Origin of the sequence: Alicyclobacillus fastidiosus, from assembly GCF_026651875.1 — a bacterium.
GTDB classification, from domain to species: Bacteria; Bacillota; Bacilli; order Alicyclobacillales; family Alicyclobacillaceae; genus Alicyclobacillus; species Alicyclobacillus fastidiosus.
The window spans coordinates 3,258,777-3,284,293 of the sequence record NZ_CP104067.1; the positions used below are offsets into that span (position 1 = coordinate 3,258,777).

Genomic DNA, 25,517 nt, shown 5'->3' on the forward strand with positions numbered 1-25,517 from the left:
AATAGTTTCGGTGATTTGCCTGCATACGTCATGGTCGTTCACGCCATCCGCATGTTGGATTTAGACAGGGGCCGTATGCGTGCCAAGAACGAAGGTGTCCCGAGCGCGCTGCATGCGCTGACGGGACACCCTATCATCCGCTCACCCAAAACCTCCTCATGACGACCATTTACCCCGTCTGCACTTCACTAAAGTCCCGGCCAACTACAGACCGTTCCTTGTCCGCCTGAAACCTGCGGAACAACAGTAGATACAAAATGCCTGCAACGACGACTTCCACCATCCACGAGATGTCCCCTCCGTGCATCATCTTAGCGATGGGACCTTCGTAGAACGACGTGTTGACAAACGGGACACCAGCCAGAATACCTAGAAAGTAGGCGGTCATCGAGACCCAATTCACGCTTCCATAGCGCCCGTGAGGATTAAAGAAGTCGTCAATGGCGTACTTTCCTCGTCGTAAGAAATAATAGTCGCTTAGGTTAATGGCTGTCCACGGTACGAGAAAATCGATGAGGAGACCGAGAAACGCCTCGAAACTGCCCAGGAGATTCCCTTTCTCCAGAAAGGCAAGATACGTTCCCACGATGGTGATGGGGATAATGAACCAGACGCGCAACGCGAACGTCGGTTTCCACTTGTTGAAGAACGTGTTGGCAATCGTCAGAGATGACATAAATCCACCATAGATATTGAGCGCGTTGATACTGACAATCCCAAGGGCGGAAGCGAGCAAAATGAAGAGGACGAACCACGATCCAACGGTGTGCCCGATGAGGAGAAAACCGGTAATCGGATCTGGATTCGGCGTTCTCGATTGAACGACAGCGCCGAGAACCATCATCCAGATGTTCGAGATGAGGACACCTGTATAAGAAAACCAGAACGTCTTGGAGTTAGACGTATTCTGGGGTAGATAACGAGAGTAATCAGCTACGTACGGCGCATACCCCAGTGTATTGATGACCGCCAGGGATATAGCCAACAGAAATGGACCTACTTGAAAACTGGTCGCGCCCAGGTGTGCTGGAGATGACGCCACGGAAACTCTAGGAGCAAATAGAAGTAGACAGGTGACGATGAGGAAAACGATGCTGAAGAAATAGGACATCACGCGGTTGAACTTGTGCATCAGATTATACCCGGCGAGGACGAGCAGCATCACGGCCAGCGAGCTGAGGAGAATGCCTACAGAGACAGAGACATGACATAGTTTCGCGATGGCCTCAGCCCCAATGACCGCACCAGAGGCGTAGAAGCCAAGGTACATCACCACCACCATGATCAGTGGAACCACAGCCCCATAGTAACCAAACTGAGCCCGGCTTTGAATCATCTGCGGTACGCCCAAATTCGGCCCTTGTGCGGAATGATATGCCATAAAGATAGAGCCGACGACTGTACCAATGACAATACCTACGACTGCCCACCACAAACTAAAACCAGGTACAAGGGCGATGAGCCCAGTCGCGATGACCGCCATCTGAGCGTTTGCACCAAACCAGAAGAAGAACAAGTCGGAAGCTTTGCCGTGCCGCAAGTGCGTCGGAATAAAATCAATACTTCGCGTTTCAAGGAGAAAGTTTTTGTCCTGTGCCATATAAAACTCCTTCTTTCACGTTTGTTTTGATAAAGCGACACCCCACATCCACAGACTCCACATCATTTTCTTCCACTCCATTAGTTAAATATTCAGTCTCTTTTTCGTGTGAGAAAGACCCGATTCCGCCTGTGCAGTTGTCGCGATCGGCGATAATCGGATCTTCCCTTGTGATGGATGACCCAGCGACAGGGTCGTATGCCTTAGTTGAGGTTGAAACAGACGACTTTTAATTCTGAGAATTCCCGGATGGAAAACTGGACACCCTCTCTTCCAATCCCGGATCCTTTGACACCGCCAAACGGCATCGCATCGACCCGGAAATCACTGCTGTCGTTGATCATCACCCCGCCTACCTGCAGACGCTGGATGGCAGAGTATGCAAGGTGTATGTTCTGTGTAAAAATCCCGGCCTGCAGTCCGTAATCGACGCTGTTTGCCAGGTCCACGGCTTCCTCTAATCCCGAGACACAAAACAGCGAGACGACCGGCCCAAATACTTCCTCTCGCACGACCTTACAGTGCAATGGAACATTCGTGAGGACAGTCGGTTGATAGAACGCCCCATCTCGTTGCCCGCCCGTTTCTATAACCGCGCCCATGGACACCGCTTCATCTACCCACGATTCAACGCGGATGGCCTCTTTTTCCGAGATGAGCGGACCGATGTCCGTCTCCTCGGACAACTTGTCGCCGACGACCAGCGTCCTGGTGCGTCTCGTAAATCGTTCGACATACGCGTCGTAGATGGGTTTTTCAATGAACACCCGTTGGACGCCCAGACAATTTTGTCCCGCCGCGCCAAACGCACCTTGCACAGTCGACTCCACGGCCTTGTCGAGGTCTGCGTCGGCTAAGACGATGACCGGCGAGTTCGATCCAAGCTCCATACTGAGTTTCTTCAATCCAGCTTGCTTGGAGATCCGCTCACCTGTCGCCAGGCCGCCGGTGAAACTCACTCCCCGTACCGCGGGATGCGTCACGAGCCTATCGCCGATATCATTTGCGTGTCCAGTGATCACGGACAGCACTTTCGGCGGTAGCCCGGCCTCCGAAAATGCCTTGGCCAGCATCAACGCGCTGAGCGGTGTCTCCATCGATGGCTTGACGATGACCGCATTTCCCGTGGCAATGGCCGGTCCGACTTTGTGGGCGACGAGATTTAGAGGGTCGTTGAACGGCGTAATGGCGACCACGATCCCGATTGGAAAGCGATAGTAGTAACCCACCCGCTTGTCGCCCGCCGGAGACTGATCAAACGGAATCACTTCACCCTGCAGGTGCCGCGCCTCTTCCGCGCTGAGCTCGAGTGTTTGAATGCAGCGCTCAACTTCCCGACGCGCCTCGCGAATCGTCTTGCTCCCTTCGCGAGCGATGGTGACGGCGTACTCTTCGCAATGGGATCGAATGTAATCGGCCGTTTTGTGCAAGATGTTCATGCGCTGGTGCGTCCGCATGGAGGCGGCGAGCATCGCCCCATCCTTGGCCGCCTCGATGGCCACCTCGACGTCCTGCGGTGTGGCCGCGGGAACAAAGTCGATCAAGCTGTCATCCTGCGGGTCGCGAACGTCAATCATGTTCTCTCGCTCGACCCACATCCCGCGTATATACATCTTTCTGCCGAGAACTTGAACGGTCATACGCAGTGTCCTCCTTTGACATGCAATCGGTTGGAAATGCGCAAGCAATCGAGCTAAACCAATACCCGTTGCGCTTGTCTCGCTTGGCGAGCGATGTCAAACAGGTCGCTGAGCAGCGAAAATCCCGTTTCCGTCCGGCCTGCCCCGGCGCCCATGACGGTCACAGGGCCAATGAGGTCACAGTCATACGTGATGGCGTTCGTCGTCCCTGAAACGCTTGCGAGCGGATCGTCGAGGGAGATCATTTCCGGTGCGACCGAGGCGAGCACGTCTGTGCCTCGCTTCACCAGGCGAGAGACAAGCTTCCATCGTTTCCCTTCTGCTGTGGCACGCTGGATGTCGCCAGGCGTGATGTCGGCGATGCCTCTGCACGTCACGTGTTGCGGTTGAAGCGGGACGCCCATGACGACATTCGCCAAGATGACCACCTTGTACATGGCGTCGTACCCCTCGATGTCACTTGTCGGATCCGCCTCCGCGTAACCCAACTGCTGTGCACTAGAGAGCGCCTCGTGATAGGTCAGACCTCGTTCCATACTCGTCAAGATATAATTTGTCGTCCCATTTAAAATCCCACGAATCTCTGTGATGTCGTTTCCCGGGAGCGTCAATAGCGGCATCCGAAGCGTCGGCGTCCCGCTCATCACCGTGCCCTCGATGCCAAAGTACGCGCCGCGCTCCTGCGCGAGGCGTACTGCAGTGCCGCCGGCCCTTTGTTGGATGTCACCACGTTTTTGCCCGCACCCAACGCAGCGCGGCAATGGTCTATCGCCGGCTGTCCCGTGCGCACGTTGGTGAAGGTGACCTCCACAATCGTGTCCGCGTTCGTCTCCTCTATTGTTTTGAGACTGTCCCAGCCCTTTTCTGTACCTCGGTCGTCAGGATAGTCCTCCAAGCTGCCAGTTCTCTTCACCACGTCCAGAATGAGCGCTAGATTCAACCCGTCGGAGTTGTAGACAGAGCCCTTGATTGCGTCAGATATCGCCACAACTTTGACGTCCTCTCCCATCTCCTGACGCACGACGTGCTGTTTCTTAAGCAAAATCTCCGCGAGGCCCTGACCGACCGTTCCAAACCCAATGAAGGCCAACTTATGCGCCATCCGAATCATCACCTCTTATCGGTTTTGGTCGTCAACGCTGACTCGAATTCACCCGTGTAGCCTCTTCTGCATACGCCAGTGCCTGCTGTAAGTCCCGGATCAAATCGTCGACATCCTCGATCCCGGCCGAATAGCGGATCAAATTCTCGGGTATCCCCATGGCTTGGCGTTCCGCAGGCGTGCATTCGACGTGGCTGGTCGTCCTCGGGGGGCCAGCGGTCGTCTCCACAGCACCTAGATTGGCGGCCAAGTGTGCAAATCGCAGGCGCGGCAGGAACACTTTCACCGTGTCGAAGCCGCCCTTGAGGGAAAAGCTCAACATGCCGCCGAAACGGCGCATTTGCTTCTTCGCCACATCGTGGTGAAGATGCGTTTCGAGGCCGGGATAAAACACCTCGTCCACGAGTGGATGTGTCTGTAAAAAGGCCGCAATCTGTGCAGCGTTCTCCGATTGCCGTTCCACCCGCAGTTTCAACGTCTTCATGCCGCGAAGCAGGAGATACGCTTCCATCGGGGCTAGTGTTGCACCATTGATTTCGCGATAGTGATAGATTTCCTCGACGAGATCCTTGGAACCACAGACAATGCCACCAAGCGCATCGGCGTGTCCGCCGAGAAACTTCGTCGCACTGTGAACTACCAAATCCGCACCTAACTGCAGTGGATTTTGATTGATGGGCGTCGCGAACGTGTTGTCGACGACGACCGTGGCGCCCACTTCACGCCCCACCTTCGCCAATCGCTCGATATCGACGACCTTGAGTGTCGGGTTGGTCGGGCTCTCGAGGTACAGAACCGTACAGCCCGCCCGCGTCTCCCGCTCAATCTGCTCGTAGTCACTCGTGTCGCACAGTGCTACGTCGATTTGGAAACGAGGCAAAAACTCGGTAAAAATTTTGTTCGTCCCGCCGTACGAATCCTTGACCGACACAACCCGATCCCCCGGTTTTAACAAGGTGAACAGCGTTCCGCTAATGGCGGCCATGCCGGTTGAGAAACTGGTAGCCGCCTCTGCTCCTTCCAACAACCGCACCTTTTCCTCAAAGACGTGTACGGTAGGATTGGTATTGCGCCCGTAGATGTGACCTTCGCGTTTGCCGAGGGCGACATCGAGCCACTCATCCAAATCTCGATAGCCAAAACCTACGCTGTGCACAACCGGTACTTGTGTGGCGCCTTGAATGAGATATTCATCTTCTCCGCCCCAGACTGTCTGCGTCCCCAAATCGATGTTCTCTACGTTGCCGCGCATGATTCTCGTCCCCTCCAACAGAGATTCAAGACTGACCGTGAGTTACATTTTTTCTCATTCATCTATCGATTACTTCTCAATCGTACATAGACATCTCTCGATCAACAATTCTAAATGTTGTATAAATTCACATTGGTGTCAGTCGTCAGGTTGTATGACGATATCGCCGCGAAGCAGGCGACAGGTAGTTTCCACAAGCAGCGCACTCCCCATCGACAAACATCGTTCATCCACGTCAAATTGTGGTGTATGCAGCCCTCGAACCGCACCGTCTTGGAGCCCGCACCCTAAGAAAAACATGGCAGATGGCACGCGTGCGGACACGTGACCAAAATCCTCCCCGCCTAGACCAAACGGGATATCGGTCACGACACATTGTGGGTACAGCTCCTCAATCGAGCTCTTGATGGCCTCGTTTACCTTTGGATGATTGTTGAGCGCTGGTTCGCCACGTACGACCTGAAACTCATAATCGCCGCCGAACACCCGCGCCACAGAGAGTGCCCGCTCAAGTTCGCTGATGATCGACTCTCGTACATCCGGACGATAACTGCGAAGCGTCCCTTCCAACGCCACAAGCGTTGGGATGACGTTGGCGCTCGTTCCAGCGTGAATTTGGCCCACGCTCACCACGGCCTCCTGAAGCGGCGACACGCGTCTGGCGACAATTCCGTGCAAGGCCTGTAATACGGGCAACAAGATCCACGTCGGATCGGTCGTCAAGTGGGGGTATGCGGCGTGGCCGCCGGATCCTTTGATGACGGCGGAGAAGTTGTCGACGTTGGCCATGCTGTACCCATCGTGCACCCAGATTTCACCGACAGGCGCTTCTGGATTCACGTGTAAAGCGATAGCCGCCGTCACTTCGTCGAATGCACCCGCTTGAATCATGTAGGGCGCACCCGTTACACCTTGGTCGTTTGCTGCCTCCTCGGCAGGTTGAAAGATAAACCGCACTGTCCCTGTCAACTCACCATCCGCAAACCACCTCGACAGCAAGTGTGCCGCCCCAAGCAGGATGGCCGTGTGTGCATCATGGCCACATGCGTGCATGACGCCAGGAATACGCGAACGATAAGCATGCGAATTCTCTTCGAAGATGGGTAGAGCGTCCATGTCCGCGCGCAAGGCGATCACCGGACCGCTGCCGGTACCAAGTGACGCCACGATCCCGGTCCCGGCTATGCCAGTCCGGATGGATATTCCTTCCACACTTTGCAATGCGTTGACAATATACGCGGCCGTGTTGTGTTCTCGAAAACTCAACTCCGGATTCGCGTGAAGTGACCTTCGCCAGTGACTCAACTGAACAGCCAGTTCTTCCGCCTGTTCGACTACACGACTCGTTTGCCTAAGCACCCCACTCACCCCTTGGCGGAATCCAGTTGTATGCCGAAACCGCGTTCTCGTAATCGCGAGAATGCCAATTGGGCAATCGCGGTATCCTGGACGCCGGTCCCCGTCAGATCGCAAACCGTAATTTGCGCCTCAGCTACTCTTCCAGAGCGCTTGCCAGTGACGACGTCGCCGAGCTCGACGACGCCATGTTCATCTATCTCACCCCGTTCAACAGCGTGGTGAATCTCGCCTAACCGCAAGCACTGCGACAGCAAATCGCACGCCAGCAAATCCGCCTTGTAGAGGACATCTGGAGCCAGTTCCTGCTTGTGCTCCGCATCTGACCCCATCGCCGTGATGTGTTGTCCTTCGTGGATCCACGCCCCTTCGACGACAGGTGCCCGCGACGGCGTGGTCGTGACAAGGACATCACATTCCGAAACGACCGCTTTTGCACTGTGTGCGACCGTCACGGGAACGCCTAGAGAATCCTGCATCTCGCGAGCAAAATCCTCGGCGCGCGACGACGTTCTCCCGTAGACCAACAACGCTTCGTAAGGTCTTACTAGGTGCAAGGCCTGCGCCTGATACCTCGCTTGAAGTCCGGTGCCAATGACACCCGCCACGCGGACGTCCGGATTTGCCAAGTGCTTCGCAGCGACGGCGCCAGCAGCAGCCGTCCGAACGTCCGTCAAATACCCGTTGTCGAGGAGCACTGCGACAGGGACCCCCGTCTTCGCGCTGATGAGTGTCATCATGCCGCTTCCCGTGGGCAAACCAAGCGCATGATTCTGGAAAAATCCGGACGAAATTTTGATTGCAAACGTTTCCTGTCCCTTGATGTAGGCTGACTTCACGTCGACTTCTCCATGTGACTCCGGAATATCGACCCGCATAATCGGGGGAGTGGTCACCTTAGCTTCGGCGAGATGGGCAAATGCTTGCTCCACCACGCCGACGACGTCCAAATCAAGTCGCACACACGCGCGAATTTCGCGCTCCGTGAAGATGTACACGATGTCTCTCCCCTATCTGCAGTCGCCCTACTTGATAAACAACTGCCGTTCAACGTCGGCAAACAGCTCGTAACCATTTTCCGTCACTCGAAACGACTCACTGATCTCCACCCCGAAATCGTCCAACCACATCCCGGGGATCATGTGGAAGGTCATATTCGGTACCAACACCGTCTGGTCTCCACGACGGATGCTCGCCGTGTGTTCACCCCAATCCGGCGGGTAGTTGAGGCCCATGGAATAACCCAACCGCGACTCCTTCTGAAATCCATAGCGTTCGATGACTTTCCGCCAAGCCTGTTCAACTTCTTCCAATCGGACACCCGGTTTCACCGCGGCAAGCGCGCTCTCCATTCCTTCAACGACCACCTTCGCCAAGTCCGTCACGTTTGGGGATGTGGGACTTAAGACGAGCGTTCTCGCCAGCGGTGAATGATATCGCCGCACACATCCGGCCAATTCGACGATGACCGCATCTCCTTCGCGATAGCGGTCATCGGACCAGGTGATGTGCGGAGCCGACGTCATTTCCCCGCGCGGCATCAAGGGCACGATGGCCGGATAGTCGCCGCCAAATTGCGGCGTACCGCTGATCTGCGCGTGGTAGATTTTCGCTGCGACATCGCATTCCCGCACGCCCACTGCAATCGAGTCCATCGCCACGCGCATCGCCTGTGAAACTAGCACGCCCGCCTGGCGCATATACGCGATTTCCTGTTCCGACTTCACGATTCGGACGCGATTGACGAGTAACGTAGCGTCGACAAACGTGGCATCTGGCAACCCAGACTCCAGTCGTTCCGCACATTTCGCCGTGAAGTAATACGCATCTTTCTCGATGCCAATCCGGCGATTCCCTTTTTGCTTGTCCTTTAGAAACGAGGCGACGAAGTCCATTGGATGCCGCGCATCAGAATGAATGTGGTCTTCGGGGTAAGGGACGATATGTGAAGTGTCGATAAACGCCGTATGTTTGGCGCCATTGGCGTCTTGAGCTCTGCCTATCCAATATGGTTGCTCTTCCTCCAAGAGGACAACTAGAGTCTGGTGAACATAAAAAGACCAACCGTCATATCCGGACAGGTAGTTCATGTTTGCTGGGTCCGTGATGAGCAACACATCGATCCCCAGCATCTCCATGCTTTCCTTCGTTTTTTCCAATCGTTGTAGATACTCGTATGTCGAAAAAAGAGGCACTTGAATCCCCCCAACACATCAGATTGGCGGCCTTCCCGCGATTAAGACGATCATATATGCGCCAAGGAAGCTACGGCCATTCGCTAAATTGTCTAAAATATCTCACCATTCCTCATCTAGTTTGTCTAACGGGGATTGTCGTCTGGATGAGCGTGTCGATTCGTTCGCTTGTCCATTCCACAACCTGTATGAATTCATTCGCTGCATTTCGTCACTTTAGACGTTGACGCCGCCCCACCCCATCAGGGTAAGCTGGCCTATAAAGAAGACTCGGGAGGCGGAAAACCATGTTCGAATTGGCAGATACGGACCGGATAAGCGACATACAACTGAGTGACATCGTCCTCGCCAGCCAGCAAATCTATTCGTACGCGAAAAAGACACCCACCATCTACTCCGAACGCTTATCACACACATTGGCGGATGGCGCAACCGTCCATTTAAAATTAGAGAACCTTCAGCAAATCGGTGCATTTAAAGTGCGCGGAGCGGCTCATGCCATCCAGTCGCTCTCAGACGAGGAAAGAAATAAGGGCGTGACGACGTTTTCAACTGGAAATCACGGGTTGGCTGTGGCCTATGTCGCCAAGCAAATGGGGATTCGGGCCGTCATCTGCATTTCAAACGACGTCCCGAACTCGAAAGTTGCAGCCATCGCACGGACTGGTGCCGAAATAGAGCGGGTTGGCCACAGCCAAGACGAAGCTGAAGCGCTCTGCCGCCAACTCAACGAAGAGCAAGGCTTGACCATCATTCAGCCGTTCGACCATCCGCATGTCATCGCCGGACAGGGTACCATCGGGTTGGAACTGCTTGAAGACGTACCGCATTTAGATACCGTCGTCGTTCCGCTGTCTGGAGGCGGATTAATTGCCGGTATCGCCCTCGTCATGAAGTCCTGCGGTCGGAATATCCGGGTCGTCGGGGTCTCGATGGAAAGCGGTGCGGCAATGTACGAAAGCATTCGGCGCGGCAAGCCCACGCTCGTAAACGAGACAGCGACATTGGCCGATAGCCTTCGCGGCGGTATCGGCCTCGACAATCGGTATACATTCCCTATCGTCCAATCGCTCGTAGACGAGATTGTCCTCGTTCCCGAAGTAGAAATTCAGCGCGGCATGCAGTTTATGTTGAAAGAACATGGTATGGTAGTAGAGGGAGCCGCCGCAACTGGCGTCGGGGCCATCCTAAACAGACAAATTCGAAACTTCGGGAAACATGCCGTTGTCATTATTAGCGGGAAAAATGTGGATGAAGGTGTCCTCCAGCACCTTGTACAAGGGTGAACAACATAACAGAGTGATCTGTCCGGGGAGGCTTTTATGCATTTAACCGTACGTGATGTCATGGATCTAGAAGTCATGCACGCCGCGCGCGTGCTCACAGACGGTCCTTCACTTGGCCAACGCGCCGTCAAATCTGTGTCTGTCATCGAGATACCAGTTGAAGATTTCGTGCGCGAACACGAATTTGTACTCACCACTGGTGTCGGGTGCAGGGAAAATCCTAGTTTGGCTCTGGAGTTCGTGTCGGATGTGATCAACTGTGGAGCGTCCGCTTTAGCCATCGCCACCGGGCGACACATTCTCGAAATTCCGGACGAGGTGATTCATCTCGCCAGTGAACATCGGTTCCCGCTCATTGAAATCCCTTGGGAAACCCGGTTTGCTGACATTACGAGCGACGTCCTTGCGGCACTGAACAACACCCGTGAATCCATATTGAAAGAGTCGGAAGAGATTCAGGCCCAACTCTTGAGCCTAATCTTAAATAGCTCCGATTTAGGGGACATCGCGAACTTTATTTACGATAAACTGTCGTACCCGATTCTCATCATCGACCGACAGGGTAATTTGATCGCGCAAAGCAAACATTCTGAGGCCTTGTGTGCAGAATGGAAACAGAGCGCCAAGTTTGGATTTCATCCATTTCACGCCAGTTCTGAGCGGGACTTCCCACCTTCCAAACAACAGTTGGTGCATCGAGTCGGAACCCATCGATTCCTGAAAGTTTCCATCCGATCCTCCAGTGAGGTCCTCGGCTACTTTATCACATCGATTCCACGCGGAATGCCACTAAACACGTTCTTTCCAATTGAAAAAGCGTACATTCTCGAACACGCATCGACGGCAGCGGCCCTCACCTTCCTCAGGTCGCATATGATTCAGTCGACAGAATCCAGACTGCGGACCAACTTCATCTGGAATCTGGCCAACGGCGAGATTGGGTCATGGGATGCTATTCTTTCGCAAGCAGAGTCATTTGGGTACAAAATCGCGGAATCGCACGTCTGTCTTATCGCACACATCGAAAACTTGCAGCGCGTCTTTCATCAATCGGTTCGCGATGTTTCATTTGACAACTGGGTGGAAACGACGCTCCCCCAACTCGAGGAATGCATCCGAGACACAAGTGCAGTCGACAAGTACAACCTTTTGGTCACCTATCACGACGATGAGTTGATCATCTTTTACGGGCGCCCTGACGATGGTGTGGCGGACAAGCCTCTCAACGCGCTCATCGATATATTCGAAGCGCGTATCAGTGAGCGAATCGAGGGGCTGGTGTTCTCCTGGGGGATCGGCAATGTTTATGACGGCGCCGGCGCATTCCAGCAAAGCTATACACAAGCCCGGTTAGCGATTGACTTAGGCTATCGTAAGAAAGGTCGTGGCCATCGAACGCATTACACGGAAGTCAGCTTAAACGAAGCATTCGTCCGCTTGGCCGATGACCCTGAGATGCGAAACGTCACCGACTCGGTACTGGGTCGGCTGTTTGACTACGACCGAACGAAAAACATGGACCTCGTCGACACGCTGCGCACGTACTTGCGCAATCAATGTAACGTCAGCCAAACCTCGCGAGACATGAACATCCACAGACAAACCCTGATCTATCGGATACACAAGATCGAATCGCTGACCAACCGGTCCCTCGTCGATCCCGACGATTTGTTCCTTCTCGACCTCAGTCTGAGACTAACGGCCGTATCGTCCCCCAAGTCCCTGTTGGGATCGTAATCGTCGATTCTCCTTCCAACATGCGACCGCTTCTGGAGCTTCTGGAGCTTCCGGTAGCCATCGCATGTTGGCTTCGTCGAACAGCTCTCGTCATGTGGGGATGGCGTGCTTCTATCTAGGACTTTCGCATGCGCCTGCCCCTCATTCGTGTATTGCGCAATATTCTAAACGATGAGATCTCATCGAGGTGCATTCACACGCCACCTGCCACGTCTGCGCAATCCGAGGGGCGTTTTATCGACGCCATAAAGCTATGCAACACCATCCCTACCACCACCAGGACAAGGCCAACCAACCCAGCAAGCGAAATTTTCGTCCCCGATATGAGAAGCATCTCGCCCAACAACGTAAACACAACTTCTCCAGACTGCGTCGCTTCTACGGTCGCTAACTGATTCACATTGTGCCGTGCCATGTCGGTCGCCGTGAAGAACAACACGGTGGCAATGACGCCTGAAAACACGGCCACAATCGATGACTGAAGGGTTTGATCAACACTCGGAAACCCGCGTGTGACCAACTGATACGAGGACAAAATCAACCACAGGGGCAGACTGGCAATCGTCATGCCGAGCGTTCTTTCGTAAGCGTCTACGCGCCCTGCACAGAGTTCCATCATCTTCCGATTGCCAAGCGGATACGCAAATGTGGCTACGAGAATTGGAATCATCCCAAATAACATATCACGTACGGAAACATCGGTCGCCTGTGACCATTCCATCAGGACGATGCCGGATAAGATGACGAATGACATTCCCATGTTTCTAAGTGGGATGCGCTTCCTGACCTGAGCCACTCCGTCGTTCGTTTGAATCGTCTCGTGAAAAAGTGGAACTAAGAGTGAACCTGCGATGATGGTGAATTGCCATGTCCCCGCTACCAACCACGCGGGACTAAAAGCGGCAGCAAAACATAGCGGAGCATAAAACAACCCAAATCCAATAAAACTCCACCACGCCCACCGCCACGGACGCCGCCCCATCTCTTTGAGTAACGGGACGAATCTCCTTCGTGCACACACGATGATCAATAGAAGTGGGAGCATGAATAGATAGCGCAATGAAGCACTCCAAATCCAGCTTCCCCCAGCATCGCTCATCAACTTGTTCAACACAAACGTGACGGCAAAGAAAAAGGATGCCAGAATACCAAGAATGATTGCTTTCACGTGAAATGCCCCCGAACTTCTGTCCACGACAAGATCATTCTATAAACCGTGTTTCGCACAAATTTATTGAAAATTCAGCACCACTCTGCACCCCAGCGCTTCATTTCGTGGAGTACACTATGAAAGGCCACACCTTTTTCCGTGAGTGAATATTCGACCGTCACCGGTACTGTCGGAAACACCCGGCGCGAGATCACACCTCTTTGTTCGAGATGTCTCAACGTGTTGGTGAGCGCTTTCGGACTCGCCTCTATCACGCTTCTCTGCAATTCGCTAAACCGTCGCGTGCCGTCGTACAACTCTTTTAACACGAGAAACGACCACTTGCCGCCTATCACATCGAGTGCCTTTTCGATAGAACATGGGACAGTCTCTACGGAACTCACTCGATTTGCCTCTGCTCTTTCCATCGTCATCCCACTTTCGAAATTAAAGTAAGTATCCTCGAGAATATTATAGGCATAGCAATTCACTACTTCCGAGTTTAAACAATCTTTTCTATACTGGCAAAGACGCAAAAATTATCACAACTCACGTTATGCGAGAGGTGGAAAAACCGCTTACGGAGACTTGGAACCGATTATATGTGTCCTAGCCACGCAACCACTTACCAGCTTGGTGATTCGCGAGGTTGACACAGGACCCCCTGGCGGTGCTGTCCTCACAGCAAAGTGAGACTCGACAAAGCGTTTGCATCTACACCGTGTTGTACGCCGTTTCTAGTTGAAATTACGTCTAAATCACACGTAAGGAGATGCACAGATGCAGTATACAAATTTAGGACGGACAGGTCTCAAAGTGAGTCGGTTGTGCCTCGGTACGATGAATTTTGGACCCGAAACAGAGGAAAAAGACGCTTTTCGCATCATGGACGCAGCGCTGGATGCCGGCATTAATTTTTTTGATACCGCCAATGTCTATGGCGGTGCGGAACATCACGGCTGGACAGAGGAAATCATCGGGCGCTGGTTTGCTCAAGGGGGAGGTCGCCGTGAACGCGTCGTTTTGGCGACAAAGGTATATGGCGGAATGGATGACCCAGTTGACGGCCCCAATCAAGGGCGTGGTTTGTCCGCGTACAAAATTCGGCGCCACCTCGAGGGTTCCCTCAAACGTTTACAGACAGACCATATCGAACTGTATCAGATGCACCATGTCGACCTTTCGGTTGGGTGGGACGAATTGTGGGGCGCATTCGAAGTCGCTGTAAACCAAGGTAAATTGGGTTACATCGGTTCGAGTAACTTTGCTGCGTGGCACATCGCTGTAGCACAGGCGGCTGCCAAGGAGCGCCATTTCCTTGGACTGGTGTCTGAACAGCACAAGTATCACTTGCTTTGCCGGGAACCCGAACTAGAAGTGCTACCTGCTGCACAGGCGTTTGGCATCGGCGTGATTCCCTGGAGTCCGCTTGCAGGTGGCTTACTTGGGAGAAACGCGCTCAATCGCTCGGGGTCTCGCAGTGCACGCGCCCATGACGAGGTTGAACGCCGTCGGTCCCAACTAGAACAATTTGCTCATTTGGCCAAGGAAGTCGGTGAGCACCAAGACACTGTCGCGCTTGCATGGCTACTCGCAAATCCTGCGGTGACAGCACCGATCATTGGACCACGCACTTTGGCGCAATTCGAAGATTCACTTCGCGTGGTCGAACTGAAATTGACGGAAGACGTCCTTTCCAAATTGGACGAAATTTTCCCCGGTCCAGGTAAACCGGCTCCAGAGGCATACGCCTGGTAAGACGTTTGAGTGGGCGCAGCCCGTATTTTCTAGGTGCTGCGCCGCCCGCTCGCGGGAGCAGACGCCCTACGAGAAATCGCACCAGGGATCCACGATAAGGAGGAGTTCGCTGATGAGGACAATGAAGTTGGGAACCAGCACGTTAGAGGTGCCGGTCGTTGCGGTCGGCTGCATGCGGATCAATTCACTCGAAAAACCCGAGGCAGAGCGCTTTGTCCAAACCGCATTGGAAGAAGGAGCAAATTTCTTCGATCACGCCGACATTTACGGCGGTGGCACATGTGAAGAAATCTTCGCGGACGCCATCCATATGAACGACGATCTTCGGGAAAACGTCATCCTGCAGTCGAAGTGCGGGATTCGCAAAGGATTGTTCGACTTCTCCAAAGAACATATTTTAGCGTCGGTTGACGGGAGCTTGACGCGGCTGAAAACCGATTATCTAGATGTACTCCTGTTGCATCGCCCGGATGCGCTGGTCGAGCCAGAAGAGGTCGCTGAGGCGTTCGATATCCTTGAAAGCTCGGGAAAAGTACGATATTTCGGCGTGTCCAACCAGAAGCCGATGCAGATAGAGTTGCTCAAGAAATTCGTGAAGCAGCCTCTCGTGGCCAACCAGTTACAATTGAGCATCACCAACGCCACGATGATTTCCAACGGGATCAATGTGAATATGGAGAACGATCCCGCCGTCGACCGGGACGGAAGCATACTCGATTATTGCCGACTGAACGACATCACCGTTCAGCCTTGGTCACCGTTCCAATACGGGTTCTTCGAGGGCGTCTTCCTCGATAACGACAAGTTCCCGGAATTGAATCGGAAGATAGACGAGATCGCAGAAAAATACGAAGTGACCAACACGACCATCGCCATCGCGTGGCTGTTGCGCCATCCCGCCCACATGCAGCCGGTCACCGGTACGATGAACGTCGGTCGGTTAAAAGATTGCTGCAAGGCGAGCGACGTTCATCTGACACGTGAAGAATGGTATGAAATTTATCGCGCGGCAGGCAATGTGCTTCCGTAAACACGCCGCTCATCTGAGGAGTGCCTGGTACGTGTGGGATCGGCATCGCGTGATCAACCGCACCCCCGTCCCGGCTATGCGACAAAACAACCTCTAGTCTGTTTGACCAGAGGTTGTTTTATCTGTATTGTCCAGCCACAACATTACAGAAGCCCGAAAAGCCTTCTCAAATCATCGATCGCTTTGCACACATAATCTGAAATGCGTAATAACAAATTGGCAGTGTGTCCGCGACCGTGCCGTCAAAATCGAATACGACGATCTTTTTCACGCCATTCGTTCCTTTCGAACCATTCACGGTGATGTTCCGCAGTGAATCTATCCGTATGAAGGACAGAGCGGAATTGTCCGTTCGATGATCGACCTTCCCGTGTCATCTATTCGTTCGAGGACGATCTCAAGCACTACGGTTTCAAAAGTCTCACTGAACTCTGCAGTGTCCTCCAAAGCAGACTGAAACACCTGTTTATCGTTGATTCGACCGATCGTGAGATGAGGATAATACGTAAACCAACGATTTAGGTGTTTTCTCAACACGCCTGTGTACAATTTGTTATGTAAGTCGATGAGCAGGTCATTTCCCACTTTTACATTCAGGAATAAATATTCCTCGTCCGCCCCACTGATACCCGCCATCACGATGCGAAACGGCTCCATTCGACCGACGGATTTTCTGATGTGCTCTGTGATAGCATCCACGGTCATTGCGCTTTCAAACGGAAAAACCAACGTGATATGCGGTGGAATCAGGTTGAAGAGAGGATCGTACTTGGCACGTAAGGCGTCAATGGACTGGTGATTCCGAAAGGCCGGCAAGATGTGGATAGCAAACAGCACTCAAGTCACCCTCTCAAAACTCCAACATCGGTTGTTATCGTCATCTTGCCCCTCCCGGTTTCACGTTGTGATCTTGTGGACGCTTCTGTCCAATCCCTTTTCTGAACCTAGTTTACTACAGTTGCGGCGCCGCGCAGTTGCCTACGTTGAGGCTCACATCGACACTCTAAATCCCCATCCGTTGCAAGGACGCCTCAGTCTCTAAAGTTCCACTAATTTACATACTGAGTCACACATTTGTGAACACTTGAATCATCTCGCATGTATGGAGCGTGGCAAGTGTGAATGTAATTTCCCATACAAGACCAAAGCCAAGACGCTTGAGAGCTTATTCATCCCAGTTTGGAACCGCCCAAATCCACTTAAGAAATCCTCTAATCACAGCGTTTTGGTCTTTTGCGTGCCTAGGGTGCGGGACCCTTGCTCAGGGCAGGCTACTAAAAGGACTCATTTTGGTCATTTGGGAGCTTGTGGTCAACGGCAACGCAAAGATCAATCTCGCCATCATGTATTCGTTGCTCGGAAAATTCGAATTGGCGAAACAGGTGATTCAGCTAAGGTGGTTTCTGCTCTACGTTGCACTGTACGTATTTGCCATTTGGGACAGCTACCGTGGGACAGTGGCTTTGAATCAGCAATACATTCTAGCGGATAGAGAAGACGCGTCGATACGACCTTTCGTCATAAAGACATCTGATCAGAATTTCCTAGACACACGCAATCCGTGGCTTGCGTCAACGTTATCCCTATTAGCTCCGGGACTCGGACATCTGTATGTCAACAAGATCATTCCAGGTATATTCTTTGTTACCTGGACGATTGTCGTCATGTACTTTTCCCACGCATTACCCGCCGTTCAAGAGACGATGATCGGAAACTTCGACTACGCAAAGCGCATGGTGGACATGCAGTGGCTGATGTACCTACCTTCCATTTACGGTTTCGTGATTCACGATGCCTACGTTGCAGCGGTGGAAATTAACAAGCTTGTCGATAAGGAACAATCCAAATTTTTGCGGGACAACTATCAGCGTTTCGATTTCAAAATGCCGTAATAAAAGAGGTGCAGCGTTTGAATCAAAACGACTATCCACGGCGAAACAGAGCGTATGTATCTGAGTTCTCCATCAATCAAATCCATTTGCGCAACCCCTGGATTACCGCCGCATGGTCCGCATTGGCTCCTGGGCTCGGGAATTTGCGGCAGGACCGTAAAGTCAGAGGACTGATTCTGATTATCTGGGGTATTGTCGTCAATACGTCCGCCAAAATCAATACCGCAATCGCCTATTCCCTGACGGGACACTTCGATATTGCGAGAAAAGTGATCGACACCCGATGGCTGTTACTTTATGTGGCGGTTTATGTGTTTGGTTTATGGGATGGTTATCGCGGGACGGTTGATGTGAACAAACTTTATGTGTTAGCGGATCGAGAAGATGCTCCCATAAAGCCTTTTGTGATTAAGACGCTCGATGTAAATTTCCTAGACAAGCGCCATCCATGGGTTGCAGCTGCTTGGTCTGCTTTGACACCCGGGCTCGGTACGTTGTATTTACATAAAATCATCCAAGGGCTTTTCTTTATTGGCTGGACAATTTCCGTGGTGTACATGGCTCATTGCTTACCGGCGATACACTACACAATGATTGGCCAATTCAAACACGCAAGGCAAATTATGGATATGCAATGGTTCCTGTACCTTCCCGCCATATACGTATTCAACATTTATGACAGTTATGTTTCTGCAGTTGAATACAACAAATTGTTTGAAAAAGAACAATCCAAATGGCTACGGGACAATTATCAAATGCCCAGTTTTAAAATGCCACTTTGAATCGGCGAGGGTGACAACATGTACGTGATCGCATCGTTCGAACAGTCCATTTTCCTAGAGCTAGCCATCACAGCACTGGAGCAAAGTGGGGTCCCGAAAAATCAAATTCTCGCAGTCCCACTCGATAAGCGAAGTGAAGACCGGAAATTGTTTGACACGATTCATCGTGCAGACGGATTTAGCCTGTTTGACGTCGCAGCGGTTCTTGGTACCTGTGGCATGCTCTTAGGTGCCATTTATGGCATGGTGCTTCGTTGGGGGCCTATTTTGTGGGGGCTGATTGGATTGTGTGCTGGATTACTGTTGGGCTTCCTATTGAAGGTTCTGTTTGTGAAAAAGCAAAACAAAAAGACGAAGCAAAACCGAACGTCGGAGGTATTTCTTGTAATTCGTTGCACCAATGACCAAGGCAAAAATGTCGAAAACATCCTATGGGACAACACCGCCCTAGGCATTGCTAGGTTGAACAACGAATGACCCTAAAGTGACGGGCAATCTGACGAAGCCCTTCCATGTGCCTCTTTGACATGTATTCACCACGGCGGCTTAACAAAAAGCACCCGCCTTTCGGCGAGTGCCCGATGATTATTTGTGTGCTCGTCTCCGTTGTTGAAAGCGAAGCCACTGAAACCGGATAAAGCAGCCGATACAGAATCCGCAGATGGCTATCAGAGCTGACAGAAAAACGAGCGCCGAGATTGTATACCCGACAACTATCCAGTGCACTGTACATGCGAACATACTGACGAATAAACAGACGATTGCTATCCACTGATTGAACTGTTGTTGCGGTTTGTCTTCCGGAATGTACGATGACATTGGCTTGTGAAGGAACACCTTCGCCAATCTCATAACCGGATTGAAGTTGAAAAGTACCCCAGACAGACCGGACACAAACGGGATCAACATGAACCATGTTACCCCACTGGTCCAGAACGCGAGTACACTGAGAACAATCACCCATTGATTTGTACGCACTAATGGCCGAGGAATGGAATTCGGAACGATCACGCCATCACCGACCTTTCCAATAAAGTTAATGCGATTATCCACCCTCGGACCTTCCAAGTCAATTGTTCACTCGCCTTGCAATCGTTTACTAGGCCTCTGCCCTACTGTTGATTTGCAGTCGGCATTTCCGTTTTTCGCGTCTTATTGAAATGCCTCAGTATCAAACGGAAAAAGCCGATCTCTGAGACGGTTGCCACCAAATAAACCGAGAACGAGTACAGCAAATGCCATTCTGTGTAGGTGAATACGCGACACAAGGTGGCCAACCATTCAAACAACGTCGCGAATCCGGACCACGCAATCACATACGCGGTGAAGTAAAGTCCCCTCGGATTAAATTTATCAAACAAATACACGGATAATATGGCAAAAGGGCTATACATGAGATACGTGATCACATCCATGAGTTCATACTTCTTTTGGTCATTGATGTCATACATATCCAAGGGTGGCGTGGCGATGGAGTGGTCTAGAATAATGGCGATGGAAACACAGAACAGCACGACCAATATGGATACGACACGAGGATATCGCCTGGGCAGAAGGAGTACCAAAGTATACCCAAGCACGATATTCAAGATGATAAACCACTCGTTTGCATCAAAATCCAACGGAGGTGGAAGCAATCAACTCATTTCCCTTCTCAAGGTATTTCGAAACCAGAGCCAAGAATAGTTAATCACCAAAAAGACCATGAACCACTCGATAAGAGACCACCACAATCTCCAGTGGGTGTGGTTGAATACGTTTAGTACGTCGCAGAGATATTCAAGTCCAATCAGAAGGCCAATTCCCAAGGGTAAACACATCCACTTTGTGTACTTTCCGGATGCTGTTTTATCGAAAAACCATACGATAAGAAGCCGAAATAGAATAATTCGGACAAGCGACAGCGCCCAATACCGTGAAGGATTGTCCGCAAAATCATACATCCCTAAATTGACCGCAACGACGGTCATGAAGTTATGGTCAATAATGATGGCTATCATCCACATGAACATGATTTCAAATAAATGCAAGTTCTTCTTCGTTACAATAAACGAAATCAACGCGATCACCGTGATGGAAAAGAATATCGAAAAGGCCATGCGCTTCCTCCGAGTTAAAAGAATACAGCCTTATTAAAATTCCCCATTATGATTTTGATATCCAATCCGAAAAGTTGCGTATCATCCGTTGTGTCACTTGGAGATCCACCGAAGAAAAAGGCTTAAAGGATGTTACACTATATCTGAATCGGTTTTACTGGCGGATAAGGATAGATTGATCGAATTCCAGGATGTCCTGGACAGAGTGCTAACGAATGCCCGATAAAGTTCAAAGCCACGGATTCGCGCATCCGTGGCTTTGAATGGTTGGGGTCCACCAGTGAATGGTCCCCCCTCGACTCAACAAACGACACCTTCCAAAGAGATACCGAACCTACGGTTGTCCAGGGGGACTGTCCAGAAAGAACAGCCTCAAAGTCCAATCGATGAGCACAATCCCCGATCACTCTGCGTTTTGCCCTACACCAGAAGCCACCCTCAATCGCAGCGCATTTAAGCGAATAAAGCCGTGGGCATCCGACTGATTATAAGCCTGTGTAGGATCCGCCTCCATCGTCGCGATATTCGGGTTGTACAAGCTGACTGGGCTCTTCACTCCAGCAGCCACAACATTTCCTTTATATAACTTCACGCGAACCGTACCCGTTACATTTTTTTGACTCTCCGTCACCAACGCCTGTAAAGCCAACCGCTCAGGCGCAAACCAGAAACCATTATAGACGATGGAACTGTATCGGGGAATCAGAGAATCCCGGAGCAACATAACTTCCCTATCCATCGTCAGCGATTCCATCCGCCGATGAGCCGCAAACAGTATGGTACCGCCTGGGGTTTCGTAGACACCGCGGCTCTTCATGCCGACGAAGCGGTTTTCCACCATGTCCACGCGTCCAATCCCGTGACGCCCCCCCAGCTCATTCAACTTCTCCATCACTTCCAGTGGTTGCATGCGCTCACCGTTCAATCCGACGCATTGCCCTTGTTCAAACTCCAACTCCACATATTCGGGTTTGTCCGGAGCATCTTCTGGCGCTACGGTTAGCACAAACATGTCCTTATTTTCAGAGTTGCCAGCGTCAAACCAAGGATCCTCTAGAATACCGCTCTCAAAACTGATATGTAGCAGATTGCGGTCCGTGGAATACGGTTTTTGAGCCGTTGCCTGCACCGGAATACCATGCTGTTCAGCATAGGCGATCATCTCTGCCCGACCGGGAAACTCGGCACGAAACTCCTCCAATCGCCACGGTGCAATCACTTCCAGCTCAGGTGCCAAAGCAGCGACCCCCAACTCAAACCGAACCTGGTCATTCCCCTTTCCCGTTGCACCATGCGCGATTGCCGTCGCACCTTCCGCCCGTGCGATCTCGACCATACGCTTGGCGATAAGTGGCCGGGCGATACTGGTCCCCAAGAGGTATTGACCCTCATAGAGCGCCCCTGCTTGAAACATTGGGAAAATGAAATCCCGCGCGAACTCCTCGCGCAAGTCGTCGATGTAGACTTTACTTGCCCCTGTCCGCAGTGCTTTCTCCTCAAGACCTTCCAACTCGTCCTTCTGTCCAATATCTGCCGTAAACGCGATGATTTCAGCGTCGTAGTGTTCTTTTAGCCACGCCAAGATCACAGATGTGTCCAACCCACCGGAGTACGCGAGTACAATTTTTTGTTTTGCCATCGCAACAAACCCATCCTTCCATGCAATTACATATTGAGTTAATCTTCACCAATGACCCAATCACGTACGGTAGCTACCATTGATTTTCACATATTCGTAGGTGAGGTCGCAGCCGTAAGCGGTGGCAGCACCCTCCCCGATGTTCAAGTTGACGCGAATGACGACCGGATCTTCTTCCAATTGTCGTTTTGCGGCTGCTTCGTCAAATGGTAGACCCAACCCTTGTTCGGCGACTTGTACACCGCCTATCCAGATATCCACCTTGGCCGCATCCACTTCTGCACCCGACCGTCCCAGTGCCATCATGATGCGTCCCCAGTTTGCATCCGCACCGAAGACAGCGGTCTTCACCAGACTTGAGCCCACAACGGTTTTGGCCGCCTTCTCAGCATCCGCTTCATGCACTGCACCTGCCACGGATACTTCGACGAGGCGCGTGGCGCCTTCTCCATCTCGAGCCATCGTCTTTGCTAAATGTAGAGCAACAAATTCTAACGCCTGCAAAAACACAGGCCAATCTGGGTGATTTTCACTCAGTGGATCATTGCCAGCTACCCCGTTGGCGAGGAGCACCGCCATATCATTGGTACTCGTATCGCCGTCAACCGTGATACGATTGAATGTTCTGCCGGTGATTTGGCGCAACGCCTGCTGCAAAGAGGATTGCTCAACCGCTGCATCTGTCGTGATGAACGCCAACATCGTAGCCATGTTGGGATGAATCATCCCGGATCCCTTTGCAGCGCCGCCGACGGTCACCGTCGTACCACCAATGCTCATCTTCACGGCCGCCTGTTTTTTCACAAGGTCCGTCGTCATAATGGCTTCGGCAAACTCAGAGCCAGTGGCGGTCAACGTTTCGGCCGCAGCTAAGATCCCCTTCTGCACGCGATCCATTGGCAACGTCACGCCAATGACGCCTGTGGAAGCGACGGCGACGAGATCTTTGGCCACGCCAAGCGATTCCGCCGCAAGCTTCTGCATTTCGATGGCGTCCGCAACCCCCTGCTCGCCCGTACACGCATTCGCGTTTCCAGAGTTAACAACGACCGCCTGGCAATGTCCCTTCGACAGTGATTCCTTAGTTACGGCCAACGGCGCAGCCTTCACTAGATTTGTCGTATAAACCGCAGCCGCGGTGGCTGGAACTTCTGAGTACAAAAGCGCGATGTCCTTCTTCTCGAGCAGACCATCCTTGATTCCCGCCTTAGCTGTGCCAGCGTGAAACCCGTTCGGAGACGTAACACCGCCGTCTGGTATCTGCTGCAATGTTGAACTCATTCTACCGCCCCTCTCCTGTTCACACGTTCGAGCAAACGACAACCGTACGGTTCAGCCGCGTCTTTGACAAAGAAATCATATCATGACTTATCGTATATTTATGCGATTACGCGGATATTTTATCAAAAATAAAAGGGAGCGTACAGTGCAGATATCGGTGTACCCGTGTGGATTCAAAGTCGGGACCGCGCACGCGTGCACACCGCAACTCGCAAAGTCGCGCGAACCTGTCAAGACTTCGGTTCCCACGATACGCGTGGGCACAGGATAAAATCCTCCGAATCGTCGACAATAGTTTGGAGACATTGGAACGCTCGGGGGGCATTGTGTGTCTATACAGGAAAAATGCGGTGTATTTGGTGTATTTAATCACCCGCAAGCAGCCGATTTGACCTATTACGGTTTACATGCGTTGCAACATCGTGGGCAGGAGAGCGCCGGGATCGTCACCAGTACAGGGGAAAAGTTTCATCATCACCGGGGGATGGGCCTAGTCACACAGGTATTTACACGAGAAATCCTCGACTCTTTAACAGGTGATATGGCCATCGGTCACGTCAGGTATTCCACTTCCGGCGAGAGTCTGTTACAAAATGCTCAACCGCTCGTCTTTCGATATCGAGAAGGCAACCTAGCCATCGCTCACAATGGCAATTTGGTCAATGCCGAACTTGAGCGAAAGTTGCTTCATGATCAAGGTGGGATCTTTCAAACCACGACCGACACCGAGGTGATTGCTCACCTGTTGGCACGTTCTTCGCGGGAGCGATTTGAAGACGCGGCATCTGAAGTACTCACCCGCATCCAAGGTGCCTTCGCATTGCTCATCATGACGGAGAAGAAATTGCTCATCGCACTCGACCGTCATGGCCTGCGTCCGCTGACCATCGGAAAATTAAACGATTCTTATGTCGTGGCTTCCGAGACCTGCGCACTCGCGGCCGTGGACGCCAAAGTTTGGAGAGAGGTGGAGCCCGGCGAGTGGTTGGTTATCGATGAACAGGGGATGCAAACCGGTAGATTCGCCCCTCGCAACAAGCTTTCCCTCTGTTCCTTCGAATTTGTCTATTTCGCAAGACCGGATAGCGTAATACATGGAAAGAGTGTCCTTGCCACCCGCAAAGACCTGGGGCGAAATTTAGCCAAGGAGCATGCTGTCGAAGCAGACGTGGTCATTGGTGTTCCCGATTCAAGCGTGCCGGCCGCGCTGGGATACGCAGAGGAATCCGGTGTTCCCTACGAGATGGGGCTCGTCAAAAACTCGTACGTGGGTCGCTCATTCATTGAGCCTACCCAGGACCTGCGCGAATTAGCTGTACGGTTAAAGTTGAGTGCCGTAGAAGATGTGTTGAAAGGCAAGCGAGTGGTGCTCGTCGATGACTCCATCATTCGGGGGACAACCAGTCGTCGTATTGTAAAGCTGATTCGACAAGCCGGGGCAAGAGAGGTGCACGTACGGATTAGTTCACCCAAGGTTCGCAACCCTTGTTTTTACGGAATCGACATGCCCACGAAGGAGGAGTTGTTCGCCAACAAATGGGATGAAGAAGACGCCATGGGGCATGCGATCGGTGCGGATACACTCGCCTTCCTGAGCGAACAAGGGTTGCTCGACGCAGTCGGTGTAGATCTCGATGAAATTCCAAACCGTTGCATTGCATGCTTTGGCGGAGCATACCCAACCCATACGTTCTTGACGTAAAAGCTACGCGCGATGT

General features: G+C 52.1%; 24 protein-coding genes and 1 pseudogene. 9 read left to right on the forward strand and 16 right to left on the reverse strand.

The window, feature by feature from the left end; translation table 11 throughout:
- Positions 1-169: 169 nt before the first annotated feature.
- The 8 genes from NZD89_RS16150 to NZD89_RS16180 all read right to left on the reverse strand — a co-directional run bounded on the left by NZD89_RS16150 (position 170) and on the right by NZD89_RS16180 (position 9,145).
- Positions 170-1,600 carry a purine-cytosine permease family protein gene (locus NZD89_RS16150; protein WP_268003829.1) on the reverse strand — a complete coding sequence of 477 codons (1,431 nt, stop codon included), beginning with the start codon at positions 1,598-1,600 and terminating at the stop codon, positions 170-172.
- Between the two features lie 203 nt (positions 1,601-1,803).
- On the reverse strand, positions 1,804-3,240 hold the full coding sequence (locus NZD89_RS16155; RefSeq protein WP_268003830.1) for an aldehyde dehydrogenase family protein: 1,437 nt from the start codon (positions 3,238-3,240) through the stop codon (positions 1,804-1,806).
- A 53-nt stretch (positions 3,241-3,293) separates the two neighbouring features.
- Entirely contained in the window at positions 3,294-3,884 is a 591-nt protein-coding gene (locus NZD89_RS30110) for a hypothetical protein (protein ID WP_431308618.1), read from the reverse strand.
- On the reverse strand, positions 3,884-4,342 hold the full coding sequence (locus tag NZD89_RS30115) for a hypothetical protein (protein ID WP_431308619.1): 459 nt from the start codon (positions 4,340-4,342) through the stop codon (positions 3,884-3,886). The genes NZD89_RS30110 and NZD89_RS30115 overlap by 1 nt, the downstream gene beginning before the upstream one ends.
- A gap of 31 nt (positions 4,343-4,373) precedes the next feature.
- Positions 4,374-5,594: a cystathionine gamma-synthase family protein gene (locus NZD89_RS16165; protein WP_268003831.1), complete on the reverse strand. Its 1,221-nt coding sequence runs from the start codon at positions 5,592-5,594 to the stop codon at positions 4,374-4,376.
- A 138-nt stretch (positions 5,595-5,732) separates the two neighbouring features.
- Positions 5,733-6,953 carry a M20 metallopeptidase family protein gene (locus tag NZD89_RS16170; protein ID WP_268003832.1) on the reverse strand — a complete coding sequence of 407 codons (1,221 nt, stop codon included), beginning with the start codon at positions 6,951-6,953 and terminating at the stop codon, positions 5,733-5,735.
- Positions 6,954-6,958: 5 nt separating this feature from the next.
- On the reverse strand, positions 6,959-7,948 hold the full coding sequence (locus NZD89_RS16175) for a cyclodeaminase (RefSeq protein ID WP_268003833.1): 990 nt from the start codon (positions 7,946-7,948) through the stop codon (positions 6,959-6,961).
- Between the two features lie 27 nt (positions 7,949-7,975).
- On the reverse strand, positions 7,976-9,145 hold the full coding sequence (locus NZD89_RS16180) for a M24 family metallopeptidase (RefSeq protein ID WP_268003834.1): 1,170 nt from the start codon (positions 9,143-9,145) through the stop codon (positions 7,976-7,978).
- A gap of 287 nt (positions 9,146-9,432) precedes the next feature.
- Here NZD89_RS16180 and eutB point away from each other — a divergent pair, with 287 nt between their 5' ends.
- Positions 9,433-10,431, forward strand: coding sequence for a hydroxyectoine utilization dehydratase EutB (eutB, locus tag NZD89_RS16185; RefSeq protein ID WP_268003835.1), 999 nt, complete (start codon positions 9,433-9,435; stop codon positions 10,429-10,431).
- 36 nt (positions 10,432-10,467) lie between these two features.
- Positions 10,468-12,168 carry a PucR family transcriptional regulator gene (locus tag NZD89_RS16190; RefSeq protein ID WP_268003836.1) on the forward strand — a complete coding sequence of 567 codons (1,701 nt, stop codon included), beginning with the start codon at positions 10,468-10,470 and terminating at the stop codon, positions 12,166-12,168.
- A gap of 193 nt (positions 12,169-12,361) precedes the next feature.
- Here NZD89_RS16190 and NZD89_RS16195 read toward each other — a convergent pair whose 3' ends face one another.
- Together NZD89_RS16195 and NZD89_RS16200 are read right to left on the reverse strand one after the other, a co-directional pair.
- The gene (locus tag NZD89_RS16195; protein ID WP_268003837.1) at positions 12,362-13,336 is read right to left on the reverse strand and encodes a DMT family transporter; all 975 of its coding nucleotides are present in this window, start codon (positions 13,334-13,336) and stop codon (positions 12,362-12,364) included.
- Between the two features lie 74 nt (positions 13,337-13,410).
- Entirely contained in the window at positions 13,411-13,752 is a 342-nt protein-coding gene (locus tag NZD89_RS16200) for a winged helix-turn-helix transcriptional regulator (RefSeq protein ID WP_268003838.1), read from the reverse strand.
- 346 nt (positions 13,753-14,098) lie between these two features.
- Here NZD89_RS16200 and NZD89_RS16205 point away from each other — a divergent pair, with 346 nt between their 5' ends.
- Positions 14,099-15,076, forward strand: coding sequence for an aldo/keto reductase (locus NZD89_RS16205; protein ID WP_268003839.1), 978 nt, complete (start codon positions 14,099-14,101; stop codon positions 15,074-15,076).
- Between the two features lie 112 nt (positions 15,077-15,188).
- Positions 15,189-16,106: an aldo/keto reductase gene (locus NZD89_RS16210; protein WP_268003840.1), complete on the forward strand. Its 918-nt coding sequence runs from the start codon at positions 15,189-15,191 to the stop codon at positions 16,104-16,106.
- Positions 16,107-16,424: 318 nt separating this feature from the next.
- Here NZD89_RS16210 and NZD89_RS16215 read toward each other — a convergent pair whose 3' ends face one another.
- Positions 16,425-16,943, reverse strand: a complete 519-nt coding sequence (locus NZD89_RS16215; protein WP_268003841.1) for a 2'-5' RNA ligase family protein — start codon at positions 16,941-16,943, stop codon at positions 16,425-16,427.
- Positions 16,944-17,395: 452 nt separating this feature from the next.
- Between NZD89_RS16215 and NZD89_RS16220 the strand changes: the two genes are divergently transcribed.
- Genes NZD89_RS16220 through NZD89_RS16230 form a run of 3 tightly spaced genes read left to right on the forward strand, consistent with a single transcriptional unit; the run spans position 17,396 to position 19,257 of the window.
- Positions 17,396-17,998: a hypothetical protein gene (locus NZD89_RS16220; protein ID WP_268003842.1), complete on the forward strand. Its 603-nt coding sequence runs from the start codon at positions 17,396-17,398 to the stop codon at positions 17,996-17,998.
- Between the two features lie 17 nt (positions 17,999-18,015).
- Positions 18,016-18,780, forward strand: a complete 765-nt coding sequence (locus tag NZD89_RS16225; protein WP_268003843.1) for a hypothetical protein — start codon at positions 18,016-18,018, stop codon at positions 18,778-18,780.
- Positions 18,781-18,798: 18 nt separating this feature from the next.
- On the forward strand, positions 18,799-19,257 hold the full coding sequence (locus tag NZD89_RS16230) for a hypothetical protein (RefSeq protein WP_268003844.1): 459 nt from the start codon (positions 18,799-18,801) through the stop codon (positions 19,255-19,257).
- A 108-nt stretch (positions 19,258-19,365) separates the two neighbouring features.
- Here NZD89_RS16230 and NZD89_RS16235 read toward each other — a convergent pair whose 3' ends face one another.
- From NZD89_RS16235 to NZD89_RS16245, 3 genes are read right to left on the reverse strand one after another with little or no spacing between them, the layout of a single operon-like run.
- Positions 19,366-19,833 carry a DUF4395 domain-containing protein gene (locus NZD89_RS16235; RefSeq protein ID WP_268003845.1) on the reverse strand — a complete coding sequence of 156 codons (468 nt, stop codon included), beginning with the start codon at positions 19,831-19,833 and terminating at the stop codon, positions 19,366-19,368.
- A gap of 59 nt (positions 19,834-19,892) precedes the next feature.
- On the reverse strand, positions 19,893-20,417 hold the full coding sequence (locus tag NZD89_RS16240; protein ID WP_268003846.1) for a hypothetical protein: 525 nt from the start codon (positions 20,415-20,417) through the stop codon (positions 19,893-19,895).
- Positions 20,418-20,879, reverse strand: coding sequence for a hypothetical protein (locus tag NZD89_RS16245; RefSeq protein ID WP_268003847.1), 462 nt, complete (start codon positions 20,877-20,879; stop codon positions 20,418-20,420).
- A gap of 64 nt (positions 20,880-20,943) precedes the next feature.
- On the opposite strand from NZD89_RS16245, the pseudogene NZD89_RS16250 reads away from it, so the two are divergent.
- A pseudogene (locus tag NZD89_RS16250) lies at positions 20,944-21,078 on the forward strand (threonine aldolase family protein); the annotation flags it as partial.
- A 204-nt stretch (positions 21,079-21,282) separates the two neighbouring features.
- Here the strand turns inward: NZD89_RS16250 and NZD89_RS16255 are convergent.
- Both NZD89_RS16255 and argJ read right to left on the reverse strand, forming a co-directional pair.
- Positions 21,283-22,518 carry an argininosuccinate synthase gene (locus tag NZD89_RS16255; RefSeq protein ID WP_268003848.1) on the reverse strand — a complete coding sequence of 412 codons (1,236 nt, stop codon included), beginning with the start codon at positions 22,516-22,518 and terminating at the stop codon, positions 21,283-21,285.
- A 60-nt stretch (positions 22,519-22,578) separates the two neighbouring features.
- Positions 22,579-23,799 carry a bifunctional glutamate N-acetyltransferase/amino-acid acetyltransferase ArgJ gene (argJ, locus tag NZD89_RS16260; protein ID WP_268003849.1) on the reverse strand — a complete coding sequence of 407 codons (1,221 nt, stop codon included), beginning with the start codon at positions 23,797-23,799 and terminating at the stop codon, positions 22,579-22,581.
- Between the two features lie 328 nt (positions 23,800-24,127).
- Between argJ and purF the strand changes: the two genes are divergently transcribed.
- Complete coding sequence (gene purF / locus NZD89_RS16265) at positions 24,128-25,501, forward strand: amidophosphoribosyltransferase (RefSeq protein ID WP_268003850.1); 1,374 nt, start codon at positions 24,128-24,130, stop codon at positions 25,499-25,501.
- The last annotated feature ends 16 nt before the right edge of the window (positions 25,502-25,517 follow it).

Coding starts and splice junctions, on each gene's coding strand:
- NZD89_RS30115 (WP_431308619.1), bottom strand. CDS start 4,342: ATGGCGCATAAGTTGGCCTTCATTGGGTTTGGAACGGTCGGTCAGGGC.
- NZD89_RS16245 (WP_268003847.1), bottom strand. CDS start 20,879: ATGGCCTTTTCGATATTCTTTTCCATCACGGTGATCGCGTTGATTTCG.
- NZD89_RS16205 (WP_268003839.1), top strand. CDS start 14,099: ATGCAGTATACAAATTTAGGACGGACAGGTCTCAAAGTGAGTCGGTTG.
- eutB (WP_268003835.1), top strand. CDS start 9,433: ATGTTCGAATTGGCAGATACGGACCGGATAAGCGACATACAACTGAGT.
- NZD89_RS16150 (WP_268003829.1), bottom strand. CDS start 1,600: ATGGCACAGGACAAAAACTTTCTCCTTGAAACGCGAAGTATTGATTTT.
- argJ (WP_268003849.1), bottom strand. CDS start 23,799: ATGAGTTCAACATTGCAGCAGATACCAGACGGCGGTGTTACGTCTCCG.
- NZD89_RS16155 (WP_268003830.1), bottom strand. CDS start 3,240: ATGACCGTTCAAGTTCTCGGCAGAAAGATGTATATACGCGGGATGTGG.
- NZD89_RS16230 (WP_268003844.1), top strand. CDS start 18,799: ATGTACGTGATCGCATCGTTCGAACAGTCCATTTTCCTAGAGCTAGCC.
- NZD89_RS16165 (WP_268003831.1), bottom strand. CDS start 5,594: ATGCGCGGCAACGTAGAGAACATCGATTTGGGGACGCAGACAGTCTGG.
- NZD89_RS16200 (WP_268003838.1), bottom strand. CDS start 13,752: ATGACGATGGAAAGAGCAGAGGCAAATCGAGTGAGTTCCGTAGAGACT.
- NZD89_RS16210 (WP_268003840.1), top strand. CDS start 15,189: ATGAGGACAATGAAGTTGGGAACCAGCACGTTAGAGGTGCCGGTCGTT.
- NZD89_RS16255 (WP_268003848.1), bottom strand. CDS start 22,518: ATGGCAAAACAAAAAATTGTACTCGCGTACTCCGGTGGGTTGGACACA.
- NZD89_RS30110 (WP_431308618.1), bottom strand. CDS start 3,884: ATGAGCGGGACGCCGACGCTTCGGATGCCGCTATTGACGCTCCCGGGA.
- NZD89_RS16190 (WP_268003836.1), top strand. CDS start 10,468: ATGCATTTAACCGTACGTGATGTCATGGATCTAGAAGTCATGCACGCC.